The 21,439-nt window shown below is 40.7% G+C and carries 13 protein-coding genes and 1 pseudogene; 5 read left to right on the forward strand and 9 right to left on the reverse strand.

The window, feature by feature from the left end; translation table 11 throughout:
* The 5 genes from ACFFAP_RS14635 to lepB form a co-directional block, all read right to left on the reverse strand.
* Positions 1-1,011 (reverse strand): response regulator (locus ACFFAP_RS14635; protein WP_375511880.1); only part of this gene is annotated, 1,011 nt, incomplete at its 3' end.
* A 407-nt stretch (positions 1,012-1,418) separates the two neighbouring features.
* Positions 1,419-3,254 (reverse strand): EAL domain-containing protein, encoded by a 1,836-nt coding sequence (locus tag ACFFAP_RS14640; RefSeq protein ID WP_375511881.1) that lies wholly within the window; start codon positions 3,252-3,254, stop codon positions 1,419-1,421.
* Positions 3,251-7,108 carry an ATP-binding protein gene (locus ACFFAP_RS14645; protein ID WP_375511882.1) on the reverse strand — a complete coding sequence of 1,286 codons (3,858 nt, stop codon included), beginning with the start codon at positions 7,106-7,108 and terminating at the stop codon, positions 3,251-3,253. Before ACFFAP_RS14645 ends, ACFFAP_RS14640 begins: the two co-directional genes overlap by 4 nt.
* Before the next feature lie 543 nt (positions 7,109-7,651).
* Positions 7,652-8,434, reverse strand: a complete 783-nt coding sequence (locus ACFFAP_RS14650; protein WP_375511894.1) for an MOSC domain-containing protein — start codon at positions 8,432-8,434, stop codon at positions 7,652-7,654.
* 467 nt (positions 8,435-8,901) lie between these two features.
* The gene (gene lepB, locus ACFFAP_RS14655) at positions 8,902-9,543 is read right to left on the reverse strand and encodes a signal peptidase I (RefSeq protein ID WP_375511883.1); all 642 of its coding nucleotides are present in this window, start codon (positions 9,541-9,543) and stop codon (positions 8,902-8,904) included.
* A gap of 433 nt (positions 9,544-9,976) precedes the next feature.
* Between lepB and ACFFAP_RS14660 the strand changes: the two genes are divergently transcribed.
* Together ACFFAP_RS14660 and ACFFAP_RS14665 are read left to right on the forward strand one after the other, a co-directional pair.
* Positions 9,977-11,296 carry a dihydroorotase gene (locus tag ACFFAP_RS14660; RefSeq protein ID WP_375511884.1) on the forward strand — a complete coding sequence of 440 codons (1,320 nt, stop codon included), beginning with the start codon at positions 9,977-9,979 and terminating at the stop codon, positions 11,294-11,296.
* Positions 11,297-11,763: 467 nt separating this feature from the next.
* The gene (locus ACFFAP_RS14665) at positions 11,764-12,948 is read left to right on the forward strand and encodes a patatin-like phospholipase family protein (RefSeq protein WP_375511885.1); all 1,185 of its coding nucleotides are present in this window, start codon (positions 11,764-11,766) and stop codon (positions 12,946-12,948) included.
* Positions 12,949-14,117: 1,169 nt separating this feature from the next.
* Here ACFFAP_RS14665 and tsaE read toward each other — a convergent pair.
* Positions 14,118-14,573 carry a tRNA (adenosine(37)-N6)-threonylcarbamoyltransferase complex ATPase subunit type 1 TsaE gene (tsaE, locus tag ACFFAP_RS14670; protein ID WP_375511886.1) on the reverse strand — a complete coding sequence of 152 codons (456 nt, stop codon included), beginning with the start codon at positions 14,571-14,573 and terminating at the stop codon, positions 14,118-14,120.
* A gap of 197 nt (positions 14,574-14,770) precedes the next feature.
* Complete coding sequence (yvcK, locus tag ACFFAP_RS14675; protein ID WP_375511887.1) at positions 14,771-16,174, reverse strand: uridine diphosphate-N-acetylglucosamine-binding protein YvcK; 1,404 nt, start codon at positions 16,172-16,174, stop codon at positions 14,771-14,773.
* A 174-nt stretch (positions 16,175-16,348) separates the two neighbouring features.
* Here yvcK and ruvC point away from each other — a divergent pair, with 174 nt between their 5' ends.
* Together ruvC and ACFFAP_RS14685 are read left to right on the forward strand one after the other, a co-directional pair.
* The gene (gene ruvC / locus ACFFAP_RS14680; protein ID WP_375511888.1) at positions 16,349-16,840 is read left to right on the forward strand and encodes a crossover junction endodeoxyribonuclease RuvC; all 492 of its coding nucleotides are present in this window, start codon (positions 16,349-16,351) and stop codon (positions 16,838-16,840) included.
* 519 nt (positions 16,841-17,359) lie between these two features.
* Positions 17,360-19,672 (forward strand): NACHT domain-containing protein, encoded by a 2,313-nt coding sequence (locus tag ACFFAP_RS14685; protein ID WP_375511889.1) that lies wholly within the window; start codon positions 17,360-17,362, stop codon positions 19,670-19,672.
* A gap of 58 nt (positions 19,673-19,730) precedes the next feature.
* On the opposite strand, the pseudogene ACFFAP_RS14690 reads toward ACFFAP_RS14685, so the two are convergent.
* Both ACFFAP_RS14690 and ACFFAP_RS14695 read right to left on the reverse strand, forming a co-directional pair.
* Positions 19,731-19,909, reverse strand: a pseudogene (locus ACFFAP_RS14690) (carotenoid biosynthesis protein); the annotation flags it as partial.
* Between the two features lie 361 nt (positions 19,910-20,270).
* A complete protein-coding gene (locus ACFFAP_RS14695; protein ID WP_375511890.1) occupies positions 20,271-20,480 on the reverse strand; it encodes a hypothetical protein in 210 nt (69 codons plus the stop codon).
* A 250-nt stretch (positions 20,481-20,730) separates the two neighbouring features.
* Here ACFFAP_RS14695 and ACFFAP_RS14700 point away from each other — a divergent pair, with 250 nt between their 5' ends.
* A complete protein-coding gene (locus tag ACFFAP_RS14700) occupies positions 20,731-20,925 on the forward strand; it encodes a DUF1830 domain-containing protein (protein ID WP_375511895.1) in 195 nt (64 codons plus the stop codon).
* Positions 20,926-21,439: the final 514 nt, after the last annotated feature.

Here is a 21,439-nt window from a genome sequence, read left to right on the forward strand (position 1 = left end):
CCACTCCCCATTCCCCACTCCCCCTTCTATTGCATCAATAGCATTATTCAACAGATGCATAAATACTTGGTTTAATTCACTCGCATAACAAGTGACTAGGGGCAAGTTACCATAATCTTTCACTACAACAATTGCGGGACGGTCTGCTGTTTCGTTTAGTCTATGTTGTAACATCACCAAAGTGTTTTCGATGTCTTCATCGATATTTACTGGCTTCATCTCTGCTTCATCATGCCGAGAAAAGTGTTGTAGCGCTAGTACAATTTCCCGAATGCGATCCGATCCTCTATACATTGCACCTATCAGGTTTTGCAGATCCGTAATCAGAAAATTCAGGTCTATATCTTTAACTATTTGCTGAATTTTTGGTGTGGCTTTGGGATATTCCTGTTGATAGGTTTCAATCAGATGAATTAAGTCTTGCACATATTGACCAGCATATTGGAGATTCCCATAAATAAAACTGATAGGGTTATTAATCTCATGAGCAAGCCCAGCCACTAACTGTCCTAGCGCCACCATCTTTTCGTTCTGAATCTGTTTAACTTGAGAGGCTTTCAAGTCGTCAATAGCCTGTTGGAGTAAAAAGTTTTTTTCTTGCAGTTGAACTTGAAGCAAACGTAAATTAATCTGATTTTCAATTCGCAACACAACCTCTGCCCCATGAAAAGGTTTTGTAATATAATCTACACCACCAACATCAAAGGCTTTTACCTTATCTACAACATCATCCAGGGCGCTAATAAAAATTACTGGGACATCACAAGTTTTCTTGTCAGCTTTCAGCTGTTGACAAACTTGATAGCCATCCATATCTGGCATATTGATATCCAGCAAAATCACATCTGGCAAAACCATTTGGCAAGCAGTCAGTGCCATTTTGCCGTTTAAGGCTTTGCGAACTTCAAAACCTTGTGCAGTCAACATCACCGATAAAAGCCGCAAATTATCTGGGGTATCATCGACCACCAAAATATTTTTTTTATGATGGTTAGTTTGATTTAAATGCATTATGTATAAAAAATTATGTTTCTAACAATTGAGAATAGTAAATGCTTGTTTGAGATAAGCCTAAAAAATTTTTTTATCAATTTCACCGAAATACTTGTATTTCTAGTCTAACTTCCACAGTGCTTGTACTTGGAGAGTTTTACAGGCTACCACAGCTATAGCAGTCCTAAATGATTCGTAAACTTCTTTCCTTGTTTTCTTCTCTGCAAGACGCTGCGCGTTGGCGGTAGCCTGCGGCAAGCCGCTACGCGTCTACGATAATTTTCACAATTCAAATAGGATTGCTATATTAGTCAATTAGGAGCTTTGCGAACTTGATAGCCCGCTTACAGCAGTATAGTAGATAATAGAGCCAGATTCTCTAGCCGAGCGTCAACAATGAAATTTTTCCAGGTGTTATTTGATAGTTACCATTGAGGTGATGCTGCAAGTAACTTAATAACCAATTGTTGTTCTATGGGTTTAGAAAAGAGATATCCTTGAGCAAAATTACAGTTTAAACTTCTCAATTGGGCTAGCTGTTCTTGTGTTTCGACACCTTCAGCGATCGCACTCATTCCCATTGAATTGGCAATGCCAATCATTGCGGGTACTAGTCCCATATTCTCTTTGTTTTCCTGCATCCGTTTAACGAAAGATTTATCAATTTTGAGTGCATTAAAAGGAAAGCTGTGTAGGTAACTCAAAGAGGAATATCCTGTACCAAAATCATCCATAATCAACTTGATTTGGCGCTGCTTTAGTTGTTCAAGAATTATTTCAATTGCATTAGTATTTTCCATAATTACACTTTCTGTAATTTCTAATTCCAAATCTGCAGGATTTATTTTATTTTCATAAATTATTCGGTCAATTTGCTCTATCAAATTAGGCTGTAAAAATAACCGTGCGCTCAAATTGACACTCATAGTTAGAGGTTCTGGTGTCACTGGATAATGTTGCCAGATGCTCAGTTGATGACAAGCTGAATGTAATACCCAAGTATTGATGGCATTAATCAAACCTGTTTCTTCTGCCACAGGAATAAATTCTATGGGAGAAACCAGACCGCGAATCGGATGTTGCCAGCGTACCAAGGCTTCAAATCCAGAAATTCTGCCTGTAGCCAAGGAAATAATTGGCTGATAGTAAACGAGGAACTCTTGTCTTTCAACAGCCCTTCGCAGATCATTTTCTAACTCTAAAAGCTGAATAGCTTCTTGATGCATCGCTGGATTGAAAACGTGATATTTAGCTTTTCCTTGAGCCTTAGCCCGATACATTGCCGTATCAGCATCCCGCAGCAAATATTCTGGGCGATCGTAATCTTTATTACCCCAACTAATCCCAATACTGGCATTCATAAATACTTCATATCTGGACAGCTTAAAAGCGAGTGATAGCTGTTGCAGAATCTGTTCGGCAACTTGAATTGCCATATTGATATCTGTGATATTTTCTAGGAGAATTCCAAATTCGTCACCGCCCAATCGTGCTAGAGTATGAATAGGTATCAGACATGTTTGCAGGCGATAAGCGATGGCTATCAGCAATTCATCTCCCACCAGATGTCCAAGGGAATCATTGATCACTTTGAAGCGATCGCAATCCAAAAAAAGCAGAGCAAACTGATAACTAGATTCTTCCTTGGCCCGATTTAGAGCATTTTTTAGTCGCCTAATAAACAAAACTCGGTTTGGTAATCCAGTCAGGGAATCATGCAGCGCTATGTCTAACAGTTGACTTTGCAATTCCTGGCGGGAATTAATTTCTTCTTGGAGCTTTTGGAGAGTTTTTTCTAGCTCCCCAGTTCGCTGTTTTACCCGATCTTCCAATTCGACATTTAGCTTCAATATTTCTAATCGCGCCGACCTCAAGGCCAGTTGATTTTGCACGCGCACCAAAACTTCTTGAAACTCAAAAGGTTTGGTGATGTAGTCTACACCACCTACCCTAAAGGCTTTAACTTTGTCAAAAACATCATCTAAAGCGCTAATAAAAATCACCGGAATATCGGCTGTTAGCTCCCAAGCTTTAAAGGTCTGACAAATTTCATAGCCATCTACTTCTGGCATCATAATATCAAGTAGAATCAAATCCGGTAATACTGTTTGAGTTGCGGTCAGTGCCATTTGCCAGTTCAAGGCTTTACGAACGTTATACCCTTCCCTTGTCAATATGGAGGATAAAACCCGGAGGTTATCCGCCATATCGTCAATGATCAAAATATCTTTTTTCTTAGGGTCTAAATGCTCGTAATTCATTCTACGTATGTTTTAGTCAATTCCATGATTTTCTCAAACTGGTAGTTATTCGCTAAATCCCTGATAACTTTGAAAACTTGACTATTATCTGATGGAATTTGCTTGAGTAACTCTAAAATCAGTTCATCGCTACAGCTAGCTGCGGCATAGTAAATCTGTTGGAGCCACTCAGGTGACATTTGTGATAAACGGCTCAGGAGTTCGGAAACACTAATAAATATCTGTGTAGGTTGATCGACAGCTGTTGTGTTTGTGGTTTCTACTTCGTTGGTATACTTTACACCTAGATGTTGGCTCAGTTTTTCCAATAATACTTCTTGTATAAATGGCTTGCGAATAAAATCATCACAGCCAATGGATAAAATTTTCTGGCGTTCTTCTTCAAAGGCGCTAGCAGTTAGGGCAATAATGATCGTGTTCGTGTGTGTATTGGAGCAACTCTGCCCTGCCCCACAGAAGTCACAAGGGGCAGCCAGGGCTGTTGGCGATCGCTTTGCGGCACCATTGGCATCATTTCCCATGACACCAGAAGCAACTGGTGTGAGAGACGCTGCACCTAGCTGGCTTTTGAACAGGGCAACTTTGAGAACTTCGCACTCGCCGGAATCGGGGAACCCGGACGCAAGGTACTGGCTCTTTGACGACAGCAACTGTTCCGAATTTGGGAACTTCCGCAACGCATTGGCTGCCCCATACCCTCTTTGTTTAGCTTTAATTATTCTTGTCGCTTCGTAACCGTTCATGACCGGCATTCGCATATCCATAAAAATCAAGTGTGGTTGCCAAGATTCCCAATTAGCAACTGCTTCACTACCATCTGTAGCTTCCATAACTTCAAAGCCAACAGATGTGAGAATTTTAACTAGCAACAACCGGCTTTCTTTGGAGTCGTCAACTACTAAGATACGGTATGCTTTCTCATTAGGTGCTAAAGCTAGAATTTGGGATTTAATTTGGTTTGTCGGGATTTCTCTGGGGCAACCTAGAGCAATCTGAATATCAAAGGCAAATCTACTACCGACACCAGGTATACTGTTGACAGTAATATCTCCTCCCATCAGTTGCACGTATTTCCGGCTAATCGCCAAACCCAGTCCCGTTCCTTGTTGGGATTTTCTGCCGATTTCGGTTTGTTCAAAAGCTTCAAACAACAAGTCAATTTCTTGTGGGGCAATACCGCAGCCAGTGTCTTGCACCTCGAAGATTAGGGATTGGGGACTTGTACTGAGCGAAGCCGAAGTATTAGGGATTGGGGATTGGGCTGAAAAAGCAGATGGGTAGGAAGCATGAGGTAAGGGGGAAAACGAAAAATTCCCTCTTTCCTCACTCTCTCCAGTCCCCAGCGATGCACTGAGCTTGTCGAAGTGTCCCCAGCGATGCACTGAGCTTGTCGAAGTGTCCCCAGCCCCCAGTCTCACCCGTAGTGTCACCCTCCCAGTATTAGTAAATTTAATGGCATTTCCCAAGAGGTTGAGCAAGACTTGACACAGTTTATTTTCGTCCGTTTCTATGTACTTTGGAATATTTTGTGCATATTCAAACACTAGTTCTAAATTTTTAGATGCAGCACTTGCGTGTTGCATCTCTTCTAACTTCTTCAATACATGAATTAAGTCAAAGCTGCTCTTATTTAATGTGATTCTGCCAGCTTCGATTTTGGACATTTCTAGAATGTCGTTAATTAAGTTGAGTAGATGTTCGCCAGCACGATTAATAATTGCCAAGTTTTCTTGATGTTCGCCAGATAGCGAATAATCTCGACTCATAACTTGGGTAAAACCGAGAATGGCATTGAGTGGGGTACGCAGTTCGTGGCTCATGTTAGCAAGGAATTCGCTTTTGGCGAGGTTAGCTGCGGTGCTTCGCGCCGCTTCACGAACGGCTGCTTGTTGTTCCTGTGCGGCAATTTTTTGCGATTGAATTAGTTCTTGTTGGGTAATTTGCAGTTGTTCGATCGCTTGCTGGAACTCTTCAGTCCGTTTTTTTACTTGAACCTCTAAGGTGCGATTGTATTCTGCTAATAAGTTTTCTGCTTGTTTGCGTTGGGTAATATCAAAAAATGTAGCGATCGCAAAAGTAAGATTTCCTGATTCATCATAAATTGGCTTTCCCAAAACTTCAATGGGAATAATCTTGTCAAAATGACGAATTTCCATATCATCAATCCTAGTGCTTTCCCCAAGCAATGCTCTCAAAATCGGCAGGCGATCGCTGGGGTAAAGTTGATCTGTCCCGGCAAGGTAAGCTTGATATACCTCTGACAATTGTTCGGCGCTAACTTTTGCGTAGACGCGTAGCGGTGAGGGGGTCGCAGTCTTGGCGGTTCCCGTCGATTGCGACCCCCCGAACCCGTTGGCGCAGCCTCTCGTAGAGAAGGGCTTGTCGTTAGACATCGCTCCTTGACCTAGAATTTGCTGCCCAATTTTATTTGTGTAATAAGGTTCACCTTCAGCATCTATAATAAATACACCTATCGGCATGGCTTCTAAAAATTGAGTTAGCCGACTCTGACTGTGAGATAGCGCCTCATTTAAGACTTGCATCTGAGCATTCTTTGCTGACAAAGTATTGAACGATACTTGGAGTTGCTTTGCCATAGTTTCAAATGACTTGGCTAGTTCCCCCAATTCATCAGAACGCTGAATTTCTGGTATTTGCTCCCATTCACCTTGAGCAATTTTCTTCGCTGATGTGTTTAATTGTAAAATTGGCTTAATTACCCAACGAGCAGTCAAAATCCCAATTCTTGTAGCGACTAAAAAAGCAACTATGCACAGCAAAATAGTGATGCGGGTGTTGGCGTTAATTTGCTCCATAAATTCGCCTTCGGGAATCACCGCCACAATTAGCCAATCTAAACCCAGTTCATCCTTCCAGTTTTTTACCTGCACAAAATAACGCATTCCATCGGCGGTAAAACTTAGCTGTTGCTTCTCTCCAACAAACTTAAGACTGCCAAAGCGTTTGATCAAAGACTGTGTTGTGAGTCTAATTAAAGAATTTTGACTATCTAATGCTGATAGACGTTTTCCTTTACCATTAATGACGGTATATGGTGGATCGCTAGTAGAAGAAGCTACTATTAACCCAGAACGCTCTAAAATAAAAGTTTTACCCGACTCTTTAATCTTTAAATTGGCTAAAAACTTGCCGATTTGTGATAAGAGCAAATCAACACTAATCACCCCAATAAATTTGCGATTTTTATCGTAAACAGGATAGCTGGAAGATATGGATAAAATTTCTGGTTTATCTTCCCATTGATAAATTTGACTCCAAACTCGTTTGCCTAACTTGACTGGATCTGCATACCAAGCTTCTAAGCGAGGATCGTAATTTTTAACTTGCTGAAGCTGGCGGCGATTTCCTTTCAAGTTTGTAGGGTAAACATAAAGTTTGCCGATGCCATGCTTTTCGCTAACTTCATTAATTAAAAGCTTGCCATTATCTAGACGTTCAACACCGATAAATTCACCTTTAGGATTGGCAAAGCTGTTGTAGCCAACATTGAAAACCTGCATTTGTTTCCAAAAGTAATTGCCGGTGGTTTTAAAATCCGAAAGGTTGAGCAAACCTAGCTCAATCGCATCTAAGTTGATTTGATTGATTTGCTTCGGGCTTGTTAAATAGTTATCAAGATGCTGTTCAATGCGATCGCAGATTTCATTTTCTAATTGAGTAGCAAGCTCCGTTACCGCTTTTTGGCCGTTTTGATACGAAAGATAGCCCACAAGTCCCACCGCGCCACAAATTTGCAATATAAAGGGCACAATCAGAACATACCTCAGGGGCATATTGGCATAAATGCCAACTAAGCGATTAATAGATTTGATGGGCTGAAGTTTGGATAACATTGTTGTTTAATTCTTCCCCAGCATATTTTAGGGATATTTTTGCCATATCAGCTACACTTAATATCAGGATAATCACGGCGTGTTATGCATTGACTATGACATTTTTTTAGATGTTTTAGTATAAAAAATTACGAAAATTTTATTTTTTACTTCTCTGACTGGCTAAATTCCTGCAACACCTAATTTTCAGACTTTGCGATGCCGATAGCGAATCTTGCCTACGGCACGCTCTTGGGTTCGCTCGTCATAGCCCGTCGTAGACATCGCACCTGAATTTACTCAGTTTTGTCAGATTTTCTCGGATGAATTGAAATTTAACCGATAAGCTACAGTATGGCATTCTAAAATTCAGGTTGTCATTAGCACCCAATCCTAAATTTAATTTTTAATGCCGATGTCTTGATTTTCCGGTCTCAAAACCTTTGGACTCGTACAAAAATTAGTACAACAATTTTCAAATTTTCATCCAAATACAGAGTAAAAATAAAAAAAATCTACAACAATTTACTTAATACTTTTTATTTTAAACAAATGTTAATTTTATTATGGAAATATGTCAAAATCATCGCCGATTTGTAAAATTTTTCCGGCTGAGGATGGGAGTAATTGGGTATTGACACTCAATCTGTAAAAGTGATTAAAAGGCGATGAAGCAACCCAATTTGGCAGAGTTGCTTGTCGCTGGGTTGCAAAGATTTTTTGAAAGTTTGGGTAAGGTTTTCCTAAGTAAGAATCGCGTGTTGGGACTATACAACGCTGACATGGATTAACTCCAAAAAAATCTACATTTCCCACTCGAAAGGAGACTAAATCACCTTGTTCACTAAATAGCCGATCTTCCCAAAATGCTGGTACACCATCAATCTCAATGTTGGCACGCATCCGACGGCGCATTTCATCCACACTTAAACCGGGAAACCAAGAAGCTACTTCTACCAATGTTGCTGTACTAATTACCGTTGGACCAGGTGAGTGTGTATCGTCAGGAAAACCCATCAGAGAGTTTTGCCTTAATGTGACAGCAAACTCAAAAAAATCACTCAAAGTTGCTTCTAATGCTTGCCGTTCCTGATCCAGATGAAAAATTTCTTGTGAGTCGCCGCCTGGGATGTGCAACGAGATAGTTCTATTTAAGAGTGCAAATTGTGCCCTTAGTAAATTGATTTTAGCATGACGCTTGCCATTGACAAATCTATCCTGTTTGTCAAAAATGGCAAACTCGCGGTCATGCTGTAGTGCCCCACTGGCAAGAACTCTAGCGTTCTCAACTTCAACACCATCCAGTGACTTAACTGGATACAGTAAAATCTTGGCTAAGTAAGGCACCATAGCAATTTTGGATTTTAGATTTTGCCAAAAGTCTGAGCAAAGTAAAGATTAGTAAGCGAAACGTAATACTATAGCAATCTGATTTGATTCCTGAATTACTCGTAGAGACTCTTTACTGGGAAGAAGGAATAAAGGTGTACTGAGTTTTTTTCACGCAATCAAATATGAGTCCTATATTTCACTTTAATAATGATACAAATACGCTGGTAGGGGCATGGCATTGCCCCTTGGTGTCAACTTAACGTGAAAGCCAGTCTAAAAGCAGCTTTTAGAGATTGTCTCGTTGTCTCGTTGCCAGTTTTTGACTGGGAATGCCTAATGGAGGCTTTGCAGGGCAACTTGTTTCCTTACTGGCTTCTCTTGTGGATGGTAAGTCCCAAACTTGGGCGAAAGTCTAAGTTTGGGCACTCCCCCATGATTACGGAAGCTCATAGTTCAGCCGTAGGCAACTATGAGTAGTTCACTTATGGATATATTGGCGATTTATCTATTCCTCCAACATGATTTAGAGGCCAGAAGCGAACTACAGCCCGTCCAATAATATTCTCGCGCGGGACAACACCCCAGCAGCGACCATCGTAACTATTGTTACGATTATCACCTAGTACTAAATATGAACCGGTTGGTATAGTCTGGAGTTTCGCCAAAAAAGGTGGCTGTGGCCCTGATTGGCAAACATCAATGACTGTAGTCTGACCAGAACTGAGGTAATTGGCTTCTGGGAGGGGTTTGTTATTGATATAGACTTTGCCATCCTTAAGTTGTACTTTTTCTCCAGGTAAGCCAATTACACGTTTAATAAAAGCATCTTGGTATTGTTCTTTTTGTAGCTCTTTTGTCGGTGAAAATACTACAATATCTCCCCGTTGCGGGTCAGCAAATTTATACTTCAACTTATCGACAATGATTTTATCTGCCTCCCACTGGTTTGGCGTACCATGCAGAGTGGGTTCCATCGATCCAGAAGGAATCCAGCGTGCTTCAGCAACAAAGGTACGAATTCCCAGAGCTAGAACAACGCTCAATACAATTGTTCTACCTAGCTCTGCGATCCAAGAATTATCGGGTTGTTGACTAGAGTTGTTATCAGACACTTTATTTTGCATGAAATTACTTAACTGAAGGAAAGATGTAGGTAATTAACTCGCCTAGTGAGACTTGATCTGTTAATCTTAACGGAAAAATTTTAATTTCCTAGTCATGCTCCCATCTTCACTACCAATTTTAGATTGTGGATTTTAGATTTTGGATTGGGGTGTTTGTTGTGGGTTATGACTCGCCTTTGGTGGGCGAAACCAATATAAAATACCCAAGCCGCATCCCTTCTAGGCTACAATCAATCCAAAATCCCAGTTGCGCTGGAAGCGCACCAAAGGTGCGACCTAAAATCCAAAATTGATTGACGGGGTTGTTCATAAATTAAAAATAAACTTTTTTTTAACGTGGGGCAAAAATTGGTTACTCCGATCGCGAATAAGTTTAACCTAAAAGCATAGTTCTCTGTAATACATAGCTCGCTGTCTGAACAAAATTAACCCTATGTCATCTCCACAAATTTTACTGATTCGCCGCGCTCGCATAATTCTACCCAATGGTGAACTAATGATTGGGGATGTATTGACCCGCGATCGCCAAATAGTCGAAGTTGCCCCAGAAATCTCCCAAACGCCGCTAGCCACTGAAATTGACGCAGATGGGTTAACTTTGTTGCCAGGAGTCATTGATCCGCAGGTGCATTTCCGAGAACCTGGACTAGAACACAAGGAAGATTTATTCACCGCCAGTTGCGCCTGTGCTAAAGGGGGAGTCACTTCTTTTTTAGAAATGCCCAATACGCGCCCCCTGACAACGACACAGCAGGCTTTAGACGACAAGCTACAACGTGCCTCACAAAAGTCTTTGGTTAATCATGGCTTTTTTATTGGGGCAACAGCAGAGAATCTACCAGATTTGCTCTTAGCAAAGCCAACACCGGGAATTAAGATTTTCATGGGGTCGATGCATGGACAGTTGCTAGTTGATGGCGAAACGGCACTCTCTGCGATATTTGCTAAAGGCGATCGCTTGATTGCCGTTCATGCTGAAGACCAAACTAGAATCAACCAACGCCGCCAAGAATTTGCCAACATCCACGATCCAGCCGTTCACTCGCAAATTCAAGATAATCAAGCCGCAATGCTTGCAACCCAACTGGCATTAAAACTTTCTCAAAAATATCAACGTCGTCTGCATATTCTGCACATGTCAACTGCCGAAGAAGCAGATTTGCTGCGTCAGGAGAAACCTAGTTGGGTAACAGCAGAAGTGACACCACAGCATTTGCTGTTGAATACCAGTGCTTATGAGAAGATTGGCACTTTGGCACAGATGAATCCACCTTTGCGATCGCCGCACGATAACGAAGTTCTCTGGCAAGCTTTGCGCGATGGCGTGATTGATTTCATCGCTACAGATCACGCGCCGCACACCTTAGAAGAAAAAGCTCAAGAATACCCCAATAGCCCTTCGGGAATGCCTGGGGTGGAAACTTCCCTAGCTTTGATGTTAACTGCGGCTATGGAGGGAAAGTGTACTATTGCCCAAGTTGTTAACTGGATGTCAAAAAATGTAGCTGCGGCTTATGGTATTCCCAATAAAGGAGCGATCGCGCCTGGTTATGATGCCGATTTAGTGCTTGTAGATTTAAACACATACCGTCCAGTCCGGCGCGAAGAACTGTTAACCAAATGCCGTTGGAGTCCCTTTGAAGGCTGGAACCTCACCGGCTGGGCTATAACCACCATTGTCGGCGGTGAGATAGTTTATGACAAAGGCCAGGTAAATACGCAAGTGCGGGGTCAAGCTTTAACTTTCTTGTAGCAAATATTTATTTAAGCTTACGTAGTAGACAATGAATTATACATCAAAGCCATACTTAAACTGGCAAGATTTTCATCTATCCAGAGTTAAGACTAGACCAATGCAGTTTGGTTAAAACTAAAAGGCGAAAATCCTTGTTTTTTTCCCTTACCTTTTTAACCAAAGGGTATTGACTTGTCGCTGTATCAGAAATTGCAACTTAAAACCCTGAATTTATTTATAAGTGTTTCAAGTCAAATCTCAATAACTACTCCCTTCCCCTACCAGATTACCTATTTATTCTTCTTTACCCTGCTTGGCGTCCTTCTGTAACGAGACGCTACGCGTTGGCGGTTCGTAAAAAAATTTAGGTATCTTCCAGCCGGATAAGAGTAAACAAGCTAATGAAAATATTGCGATTCATTTCATAATGCTTGTCCTCAGAAACTATGCCCAGAAACATAACCTAGAAATCATAGAGTTTTACTATGTCCTTCAAAATTTTAGCTTTAGACGGTGGCGGTATTCGTGGAGTCGTTGCAGCACGAATACTTCAACAAGTAGAACAAGAAATTATAAATCAGGGTAAAGGAAACTTTTTACACGAATACTTTGATCTGATTTCTGGCACATCTACCGGTTCAATATTAGCAGGAGGGATTGCTGTAGGAAAGAAGACTGATGAACTCATTAAACTGTATAAGGATAGAGGTAAAAATATATTCCCATTGGAGAGAAAAGAGCGCTATAAAAACTTGCCGTCCATCATCCAATCAATTCTTAATGTATTTTCAACACCTAAATATTCTCATGATGGAATTACTAGCGTCCTCAAAGATGCATATAAATCCACAAAAATAAAGGATATTGAAAAACCCATTCTCTTGATTCTTGCTTACGATACGCTATATCGTAATACAACCTTTTTTACAAATTGTCATCCCGATATAGGAGATAGATGGTACGATGATTGTTATTTATGGGAGATTTGTACCGCTTCTGCCTCAGCTCCCACTTTTTTTCCAGCATATAAATTACAACCTGTAGATAAAGAAAAATTTGGTGATTGGGAATTCCCACACATTGATGGAGGAGTTTCTGCTAATAACCCCTCTCTTGCAGCTTTGAGTCTAGTTATGAGGATCAGTCAGTCTTCTCAGTCTTCAGTCTCTTCAACAATCAAGCAAAAATATAAACTTGATAATCTGCGAATGGAAGATATTTCTATCCTTTCTATTGGCACAGGTCAAACTGGCGAACCATATCAATATAAGCAAATAAGCAAATGGAGAGGCTTAGACTGGGTAAAAAATATTACTAATATCTTTATGGAGCCTACATCTGAGATTGATAGTACTATTTGTCGGCAAATCATGGGTGGATACGATTCTAAACGTTACTTACGGCTTCAGTTTGACTTAAATGAGAAATTCAAACCCAAGCCACAAGAGACTTATAAAGATCCTCGCATTATATTAGCTCCAGAAGATCGAAAAAACCGATTTACAGAGCAAAAAGTTAGTGAAGAAATAGATAACGCTAATTCGGAGATTATTCAGCAGTTAATAGATACTACTTCTGCTTTCATTGATAAAGGTCTTACGTACTATACCAGAGACGACTCTGGTTCTCCGATAAAAGAGGCGATCGCCTCTTTCATTAAAGATAACTAGTGTATTCACGTAGGCATATTAATGTCAACTAATAGAGGATAAAACATCTCGTATTTATACAATAATTATGTATAAATACGAGATGTTTTATTTAATTTTATTAATATCAGTATTAATGACAGATGTGAATAAGTAAGTCGGTCAAAAAGAGGAAAAGGGGCAGGGGGTGGAATCCCCATACATGAATTTAGGGCTGCTGAAAGTTTGGACGTATTATTTCTCGTGTTACACATCTCGAAATAAATACTTTTACTTTTGGGCATAAATAAATTTTGTTGCTCTCTAACCCTTGTGGCAGGGTAATTCCAGTATCTTTCTCCCCGCAAGACAGCAAGATAATGCTCAAGAGCCTCTTCGGTGAGAATAATTTAAACTATATAGCAATGCGATTTTATTCGGTGAATTACTCGTAGAGACTCAATACTTGGGACTGGGAAGAAGGAATAAAGGTGTACTGAGTTTTTTTCACGCAATCAAATATGAGTTTTATATTAACTAATGTAACAAATATTGAAATTAGTTTGTAGTGTACCCCTTTGGGGATCTTGCTACGTGTAGCGTCTCGCAGAGAGGGCTGTTCGCGAAGCGTTCCCGTAGGGTAGCGCTCTCTACAAACCTTTAATTCTTTACGCTGTCCTACTTAGAAGAATTTATTGCTATTTAAAATTATTTAAATTAATTTTCAAACATTTGATAATTCAGTATTTTTGTGTATATATTATGACTTTAATTTGGGTATATTGAGGATAAGGAAAAGTTAGACAACTTCTACAGAACTTGCTTGATGTTGTTTAACTTTTTTCTACTAGCTTTGGCTGCTAAATAATCCAGATTTGTTCTCTTAATGACAGTAGAGAAACAATCGGGTAAAACCAAGCTGACTAAGTTCTGTGAAAACTCTTATTTAACCCAACAACAGTTTACATTTTCTTCACTTATACTCCATCTAAATCAGTTTTTTAACTGATTATTGCAGCAATAAAGCTGCTGTTACAAAACTTTTTCATTTATTTTGGGTTGAGATAACAATGTTAGTGATTTACAGTGGTGAGCGTGGTAGTGGCAGATAGAACGAGTGTGGAGTTCTCCCTCGACTGTTTGCAGAAATTTTCTCGTGTTGTATGTGCTTAAAAAAGTGAAATTTCTCGTACTTAAGTCGGGAAATAAGCTTAAAATGCGGCAATGACTTCGCTAATGGCACAATTGAATGGAATGAGTTCGACTTGACGAGTGCCTTCATTTCCATAAGTCAAGCTCACACTTAGATAGCTATCTGGCTTGTAGGGCAATCGTTTTGCCCATTCAACTGCCACAATTCCTGGTATGACTTCAACACCTTCCCAGTAACTTTCTAAATTTAGGGCTGCAACTTCTTGTGGTTCTAAGCGATATAAATCTAGGTGGTAAAGGGGGAGGCGTCCTTTTGTGTACTCATTAATCAGGGTGAAAGTGGGACTGACAATAGGTTCAGCGATTCCCAAACCCTTGCCAATACCTTGAACTAGGGTAGTTTTACCAGCACCTAAATCACCTTCTAGTAAAATTACACTCCCAGGAGTTAGGGATTCACCGAGAGTAATACCTAAGCGTAGCGTCGCCTCTGTATCTGCAAGAAAAATTTTCATAATTAGTCATTAGTCATTAGTCATTAGTCATTAGTCCTTTGTTTAGACTAGTCAGGAGTGCGAAACTCAGAAGGCTCATTCTATAAAGCCTAAAAACCAAGGTTTTAGTTCCTGGAAACATCTTAAATCCGTATCCTTATTTTTTGGAAATTTAGTTTCGCACTCCTAACTAGACTAATGACTAATTTTCATTTTCCTTAATTTTGAATTTTGAATTTTGAATTTTGAATTCCCCGAAGGGGCTGACCTCTACCGTACCACCGCAATAACACTCGTGCTAGTTTCTGCGGATTGTGACGGACAAAACCGGTTTCATCTTCATACAAAACATTAGCTGGAACAATCCTTCGCCCTAGCTGAGTTACGGCTTCTCTGTCCAGGAAAACCGGATGGGAGTTTTGTTGGGCGTAGCGGATGAGTGATTGCTCTGAGGGGGATTTTTTGTGAATTAGTACAGCATCGAATAGCCGTCTTTCCCCACAAGCAGCATCAATTGCTCTGATGTGGTCGGCAACAGTGTAGCCTTCAGTTTCTCCTGGTTGAGTCATTATATTGCAGATATAAATACGGGGGGCATCTGTTTGAGCGATCGCATCGGCAATTTCTGGTACTAATAAATTAGGAATCAGGCTTGTATAAAGGCTACCTGGGCCAATAATAATGTAATCAGCTTCTTTAAGTGCCTTAATAGCTGCTGGTACTGCTGGAGGATTAGCTGGAATGCAGCCAATTTTGACAATTTTACCGCCAGCCTTGGGAATGCTAGACTCCCCATCAATGCGGCGACCATCGGCTAATTCTGCCCAGAGGCGAACATCACTGAGAGTTGCTGGTAGTACTTGTCCCCGTACCGCTAGCACTTTGGAACTCGCTGCAACTGCTTGTTCTAAATCTCCAGTAATATCACTCATTGCCGTTAAAAACAAATTACCAAAACTGTGACCCGTTAACCCATCTCCAGCCCGAAAACGGTATTGAAACAATTCTGTTAATAACTTTTCTTCATCTGCTAGTGCAGCCAAACAATTGCGAATATCCCCTGGTGGTAGCACTCCAAATTCTTGACGCAACCGCCCAGAAGATCCACCATCATCGGCGACAGTGACAATGGCAGTAATATTAGCGCTGTAGGTTTTCAGTCCCCTCAACAACGTAGAAAGTCCAGTACCACCACCAATTACCACTATTTTCGGGCCTCGGTACAATCGATGATGTGCCAGCAAGACATCGATCAGTTCCTCTCCACCTTCTGCTCTTAGCACTTTAGTAATTGAGCCGACAGTGCGAGTTTGCCCCCAAAGCACTAACAGCAAGCCGCCAAGCAGCACCAAAGGCCCACTAATATAGTTGGGTAAAATGTTGGTGATTACTCCCAGGAAACCCCTAAATAATTCAATCATCCAAAAAATTGGGGTCAGCTTAATCCAGATAGCTAACCCCAAACTCGCCAGCAGTACACCCCCAGTACTGATCAACAACCAACGTTTTACTGATAGTCCAGGGGATAACCATTTGAACCACTGGTTAACCCGATAGGAAGTACGAGAACGCGACTGCTTTTGCAGGGCGTTGAGGGCTTGTCTGAGAAAACCAATTGACATACCTGATTTGGAGCAGTGCTACAAACAACAATTTACAGAAAATGTACACCACTTGGTTTAAAACACCAGGCGTGAAACTATTATATTTGTCTATCCCATTAGACTAAGAGCAAGTGGTCAAAATTGCCAGTATTCCTAGTTAAACAATACCCTGGCTTGGTAAAAGTGAATTTAATGGAAAAACGAATTTTAGGATTAGATCCAGGACTGGCAATTTTAGGATTTGGGGTAATTACCTGCACACAAATTCCTAACAAGTTACAAGAAACTACAGTAAATATGCTGGATTTTGGGGTAATAAAAACGTCGGCGGATGTAGAAATGGGACAGCGCTTATGTACCTTGTTTGATGATTTACACACCGTGATGGAGGAATTTAAACCGGATTTGGTTGCGATCGAGAAACTATTCTTCTATCGGATGTCAAGTACAATTCTGGTTGCACAGGCACGGGGTGTACTCATTTTGGTGTTAGGCCAGCGTCGTCTTCCCTACGTAGAGTTTACTCCTGCTCAAATTAAGCAAGCTTTAACAGGGTATGGCAATGCTGATAAGTTAGATGTGCAAGAGGCGGTGGCGCGGGAGTTGGATTTAGATGAAATTCCTAAGCCTGATGATGCTGCGGATGCTTTGGCGGTAGCATTGACGGCTTCGTATCAGTTGTAGCTGTGTACACAAACAATAAAGTTTTTATAATCAATACCTTTGCCAAAATAAGAGCCTACAAAAAATTTGGGCAAAACTGGCAAAATTACCCATATATAAGCGTTTCGCTTAAAAGGCTAAACCTGATGTCGGCAGGGAAACCTCTAAATCACAAGCTTGAGCTCAGTTATTTAAACATTAATTATAATAAACTAACTTTATACATAAGTCTACTCAAGCGTACAGAAGTGGTACAATAATTACGATCACTCAATCGTACATAAAGTTTAGACTTGCCGTACCACTAGAAATACTAAATAATATACAAAAACTTTCTTTGATAGCCAATCTAAAGTGATAAAACATACTTGAGTTGCTGAGATTTTAAATAAAAAATGCAATGACAGGATATTGGCTGAAAATGCTTTAAATAAATGATTAGCATTTAAAAATAGCTCAGTTAGTTTCTAAGTAGTTCCGAAATTATATGTTGCAATAATGTCAAATTAAATAATTCTTATTTGATGTGTGTAAGCGCCTATGGTTAAGCGATCGCTCCAAGGATCAGTCGCCGGGCTTGAACAAGCGAAAAAAGCGTTCGCTCATAAGGGGTGGACACAAGAAAATTTGGCTTTTGAAGTCAACTTAAAGACTCGCCAACCAATTTGGCGGTTTTTTAGTGGGCGTCCGGTTGAGCGTCACATCTTTGTAGAAATTTGTTCTGTGTTGTCGTTAAATTGGCGGGAGATTGCTGCTAATCCTCCAGAAGAATTCCCTGAATCAAAAGAACTTGGTTCTGCTGAATTTTTAGATATTGATGCTCTAGTACAACAAGTGCGATCGCAACGCTTTGACAAAATTCAAGACCAGTGCGGCACTTTGCAGTTATTAGATGTTAATCGCCCCGTTAAAATCGACGACATTTACATCGATCTCAATATTTTGGAGGAGATTGCGAGCCTTCAGTGGTTAGAGTTTACTGACTTGCAAAACTTCACGCCAAAAGAATTTGATCGCTTTGGTTTAGGTGAAGTATCCCAGACACAAATCGCCGGGATCACCGCAGTTGAAACTTACTCAAAGCTGCGGGTGTTGGGTAAACCGGGAGCAGGAAAAACCACCTTTTTACAACATCTGGCGATTCAATGCAACCGAGGTAGATTTGCAGCTAATCGGGTTCCCATTTTTGTCACCTTAAGGGATTTTGCCGACGAATCTAAACAAGTAGGAGAGTTCCATTTACTCAACTATATTTGCAAGGAATTCCTCACCTGTGGCATTTCAAATCCATCTGTGCTTGAAACTTTGTTGTTGGAGGGCAGAGTGTTGCTGTTGCTGGATGGATTAGATGAAGTACTCCATCAACAGAGCATGGGTGTCGTTAATGAGATTCGTAGACTCTCTGAAAAGTATCAAAAGAATATATTTGTCGTAACCTGCCGCACGGCGGCTAAAGCTTTCAACCTCAGACGTTTTACAGATGTTGAAATTGCCCCTTTTAGTCAAGACCAAATTGTTGCTTTTGCTCAGAAGTGGTTTACAACACTCACAAAAACCAACATCCAGGATGAACACGAACAGGCAGTTGAGTTTATTGAGAAACTAGATTTACCTGAAAACTTACAATTTCGTAGGCTTGCCGTCACCCCCTTGTTTTTGCATCTTGCCTGCTGGGTTTTTCATCACCAAAACAAATTCCCAACCCAAAAAGCTGCGTTTTATAAGCAATGTTTAGACCTCCTACTTAGCAAATGGGACGAAACTAAAGGAATTGAGCGGGATGAAGTGTACCAAGGTTTTTTATTACCACAAAAGCTGAAGTTGCTGAGTCAGGTTGCTAGCACAACATTTGAGCAGGGTAATTACTTTTTTGAACAACATATTGTTGAGCAATACATTGGCGACTATATCGGTGATTTGCCGAATGCTTCGACGGAGCCAGAGGAATTACAATTAGATAGTGAAAGTGTACTTCAGGCAATAGAGTTGCAACATGGATTACTAGCAGAACGAGTGCGGGGGATTTTCTCCTTCTCTTGTTTAACGTTTCAAGAATACCTGACTGCTCGACAAATCGTCGCCAATCATAATTTACAAGCATTAGAACAACCGTTAGAACGTCTGGTGAGTCATATTACTGAACCCAGGTGGCGTGAAATCTTTTTGTTAACGGTAGCTATGCTGCGGAGTGCAGATTTCCTGGTGCAGTTGATGAAGCAAAAAATTGATGCGCTAGTGGCTCAAGATCCATATTTGCAAAGATTTTTAACTTGGGCAAGCCAAAAGTCCCTTGCCCCTCCCCCCCAGCCTGCTGCAATTCGCGCGTTTTATCTTGCCCTAGCTAAGACTCCTCACCTGACACCGGACTTTGCCCTTGCCTGCATCCTTGATCAAGGTATTTTTTTGGATGCGGCATTAGATAACCTAGTAATGGAATGCACTATTGATTGCAAATCTAATTTTGCTGATGCCCTAGCCTGCAACCATGCTCTGAGTATTGCTTTAGCGATTGTTCAAGATGCTGGCTTACATCAAGCTTTACAACAACTTAAAGACATACTGCCTGATCCACAACAAAGTAGAGAAAGGTTTCAGACATGGTGGCAAAGAAGTTACCCTGTCTGGATGGAACGGTTAAAGAGCATGATCGCCAAGCATCGAAACATTCAGCATCACTGGGACTTCAGCCCACAGCAACAGCAAGTATTGCAACAATATTACGATGCAAATCAGTTGCTTATCGATTGCCTCAATAGCAACTGTGAGCTAACAGGTGTTGTACGGCAGGAGATTGAAGCCAGTTTGTTATTGCCGATCAAAGAACTCTCCGAGCGAGAATGGCAGGGATTGTGATCAGGCGGGGGGCCCTGCCCTTTCATTTCACTGCAACTTTGACACTAGCTACAGAGATTTATTTTGTTGGTGGTTGAATGGGAACTTGTCCGGGTGTAGACGAGCTTTTCAACCATAGCAGCACTGCGGGAGTTACACCCAGCAACAAGCCAAGCAACACGGGTACAGAGAATCCAGATGCTAACTCATGACTGTAGCGAAACCAAAGTTACTTAGATAAACTGCTAAAGGGGCGTTGCATAATTGAAGTATGAATTCCAGCGTAGGCGTAGCCAGTCGTAGACATCGCTATACAATGTCCAAGATGTGGAGCAACTCATAACTGCAAGAACGGCAGGAAATTATCATACGCGGGGCTTTGCTCAATGGCTTTGTTGCGTGAAAGCGGGCAACAGGTGATCCGCCACCCGCTATGAATGAAAGAAACAGTCAATAGACAACCTATTAACAAATACATTGATAAGTGTCCTGACAGTTAAAACCGCTAATTGACTGGTGTGATTAATACCCAAATGCTTGAGTGTTTGTATTTAAATCAATCCTGTAGTCAGCTAGCGGATGAGAGAAATACTAGACTGCAACCTTGTTAAAGACCTGTTTATATGGTATGCACATCTGCCTCGCTAAGAAATATCATCGTTTCTGCACCAACTCTGCCAAAGTCAGGCTCTAGCTCTAATGCCATCTCAATGAGATACGTCCATGTGCCAGATTCAGGTGTGTAACTTCGTACAATCCCTTCTCCACCAACAAACCTCACCCATTGGGTATTGCGAAACTTAGGCAGCTTCATGAAGGTTGCAGTCATGCTTTAGATTCCTCAATTCATAGTTGATACTTTCTGTTTTAGTAGAATAAATCAAATATATTTTGTATCTTTTTAAGTAAAGATGTCAAATATCATCTATAACTTTTGAATGTTTTAGGTGCAACTTATACAATTTATACGTAATTAAAACATGATCTTTGACAATAGTATGTCAAACTAATTCTCAGCAACAGATTGATTGTATAATGCGCCGTTATGACTCAATTATTAAATAGTTTGCCTATCGACTATATCAACCAAATTCAAGCGTTTTTACGTCAATAACACTCGTAATATTGAAATCGTTCAGATTACAAATCAGATTACAAATATTCCAAATTGCTACTTTGAACGTGTTGTTTTCCCAGAAGAAAGACTCTTGTTTAACGTGAATTCGAGAGATCCAGGACTTACGCACTCAAAACCTGAAAACTCGTTCGCGTAGCGTGCGCGAAGCGCACTCCCCCCTAACCCCCCTTAAAAAGGGGGGGATCTAAAAGAGCCAACTTTTTAAGGGGGTTGGGGGATCTCTTATGCGTAAGTCCTAAGATCATATAGTGTCCGTTTAATTAGCTGAATCAAAAGACCTCTTAGAGGATGTTTGAAAAGTCTTAAAGTATACTAAAAAACCCCGCTTCCATTCCTCTCCCCAAAACTGAGAAAGGTTTTGAAACCCCGATTAACTTGTAGGTAAGGCTTGCTTGGGGGGTTAGGTTTCCGAGCTTTTGCTGTTAGCAATAATACTTTGAAAACAACCTCTAAGAGGTTTTACTACGTAAAACTGTGCCTCTCCAACCGGGGAGAAGGACAGACTTGAACTAAAGTTCAAGGCAGGCAGAGGTTCGTCGAACTCATGTTTGTTTAAAACACTACTAGAAGCTTATACAATAAGGCTGTCTACTGTAATTTTAATCAAGAAGATTGCTGGCGATCGCCTACTTATTAAAGATTTTCAGCCT

Origin of the sequence: uncultured Nostoc sp. (genome assembly GCF_964245575.1) — a bacterium.
GTDB lineage: Bacteria > Cyanobacteriota > Cyanobacteriia > Cyanobacteriales > Nostocaceae > Nostoc.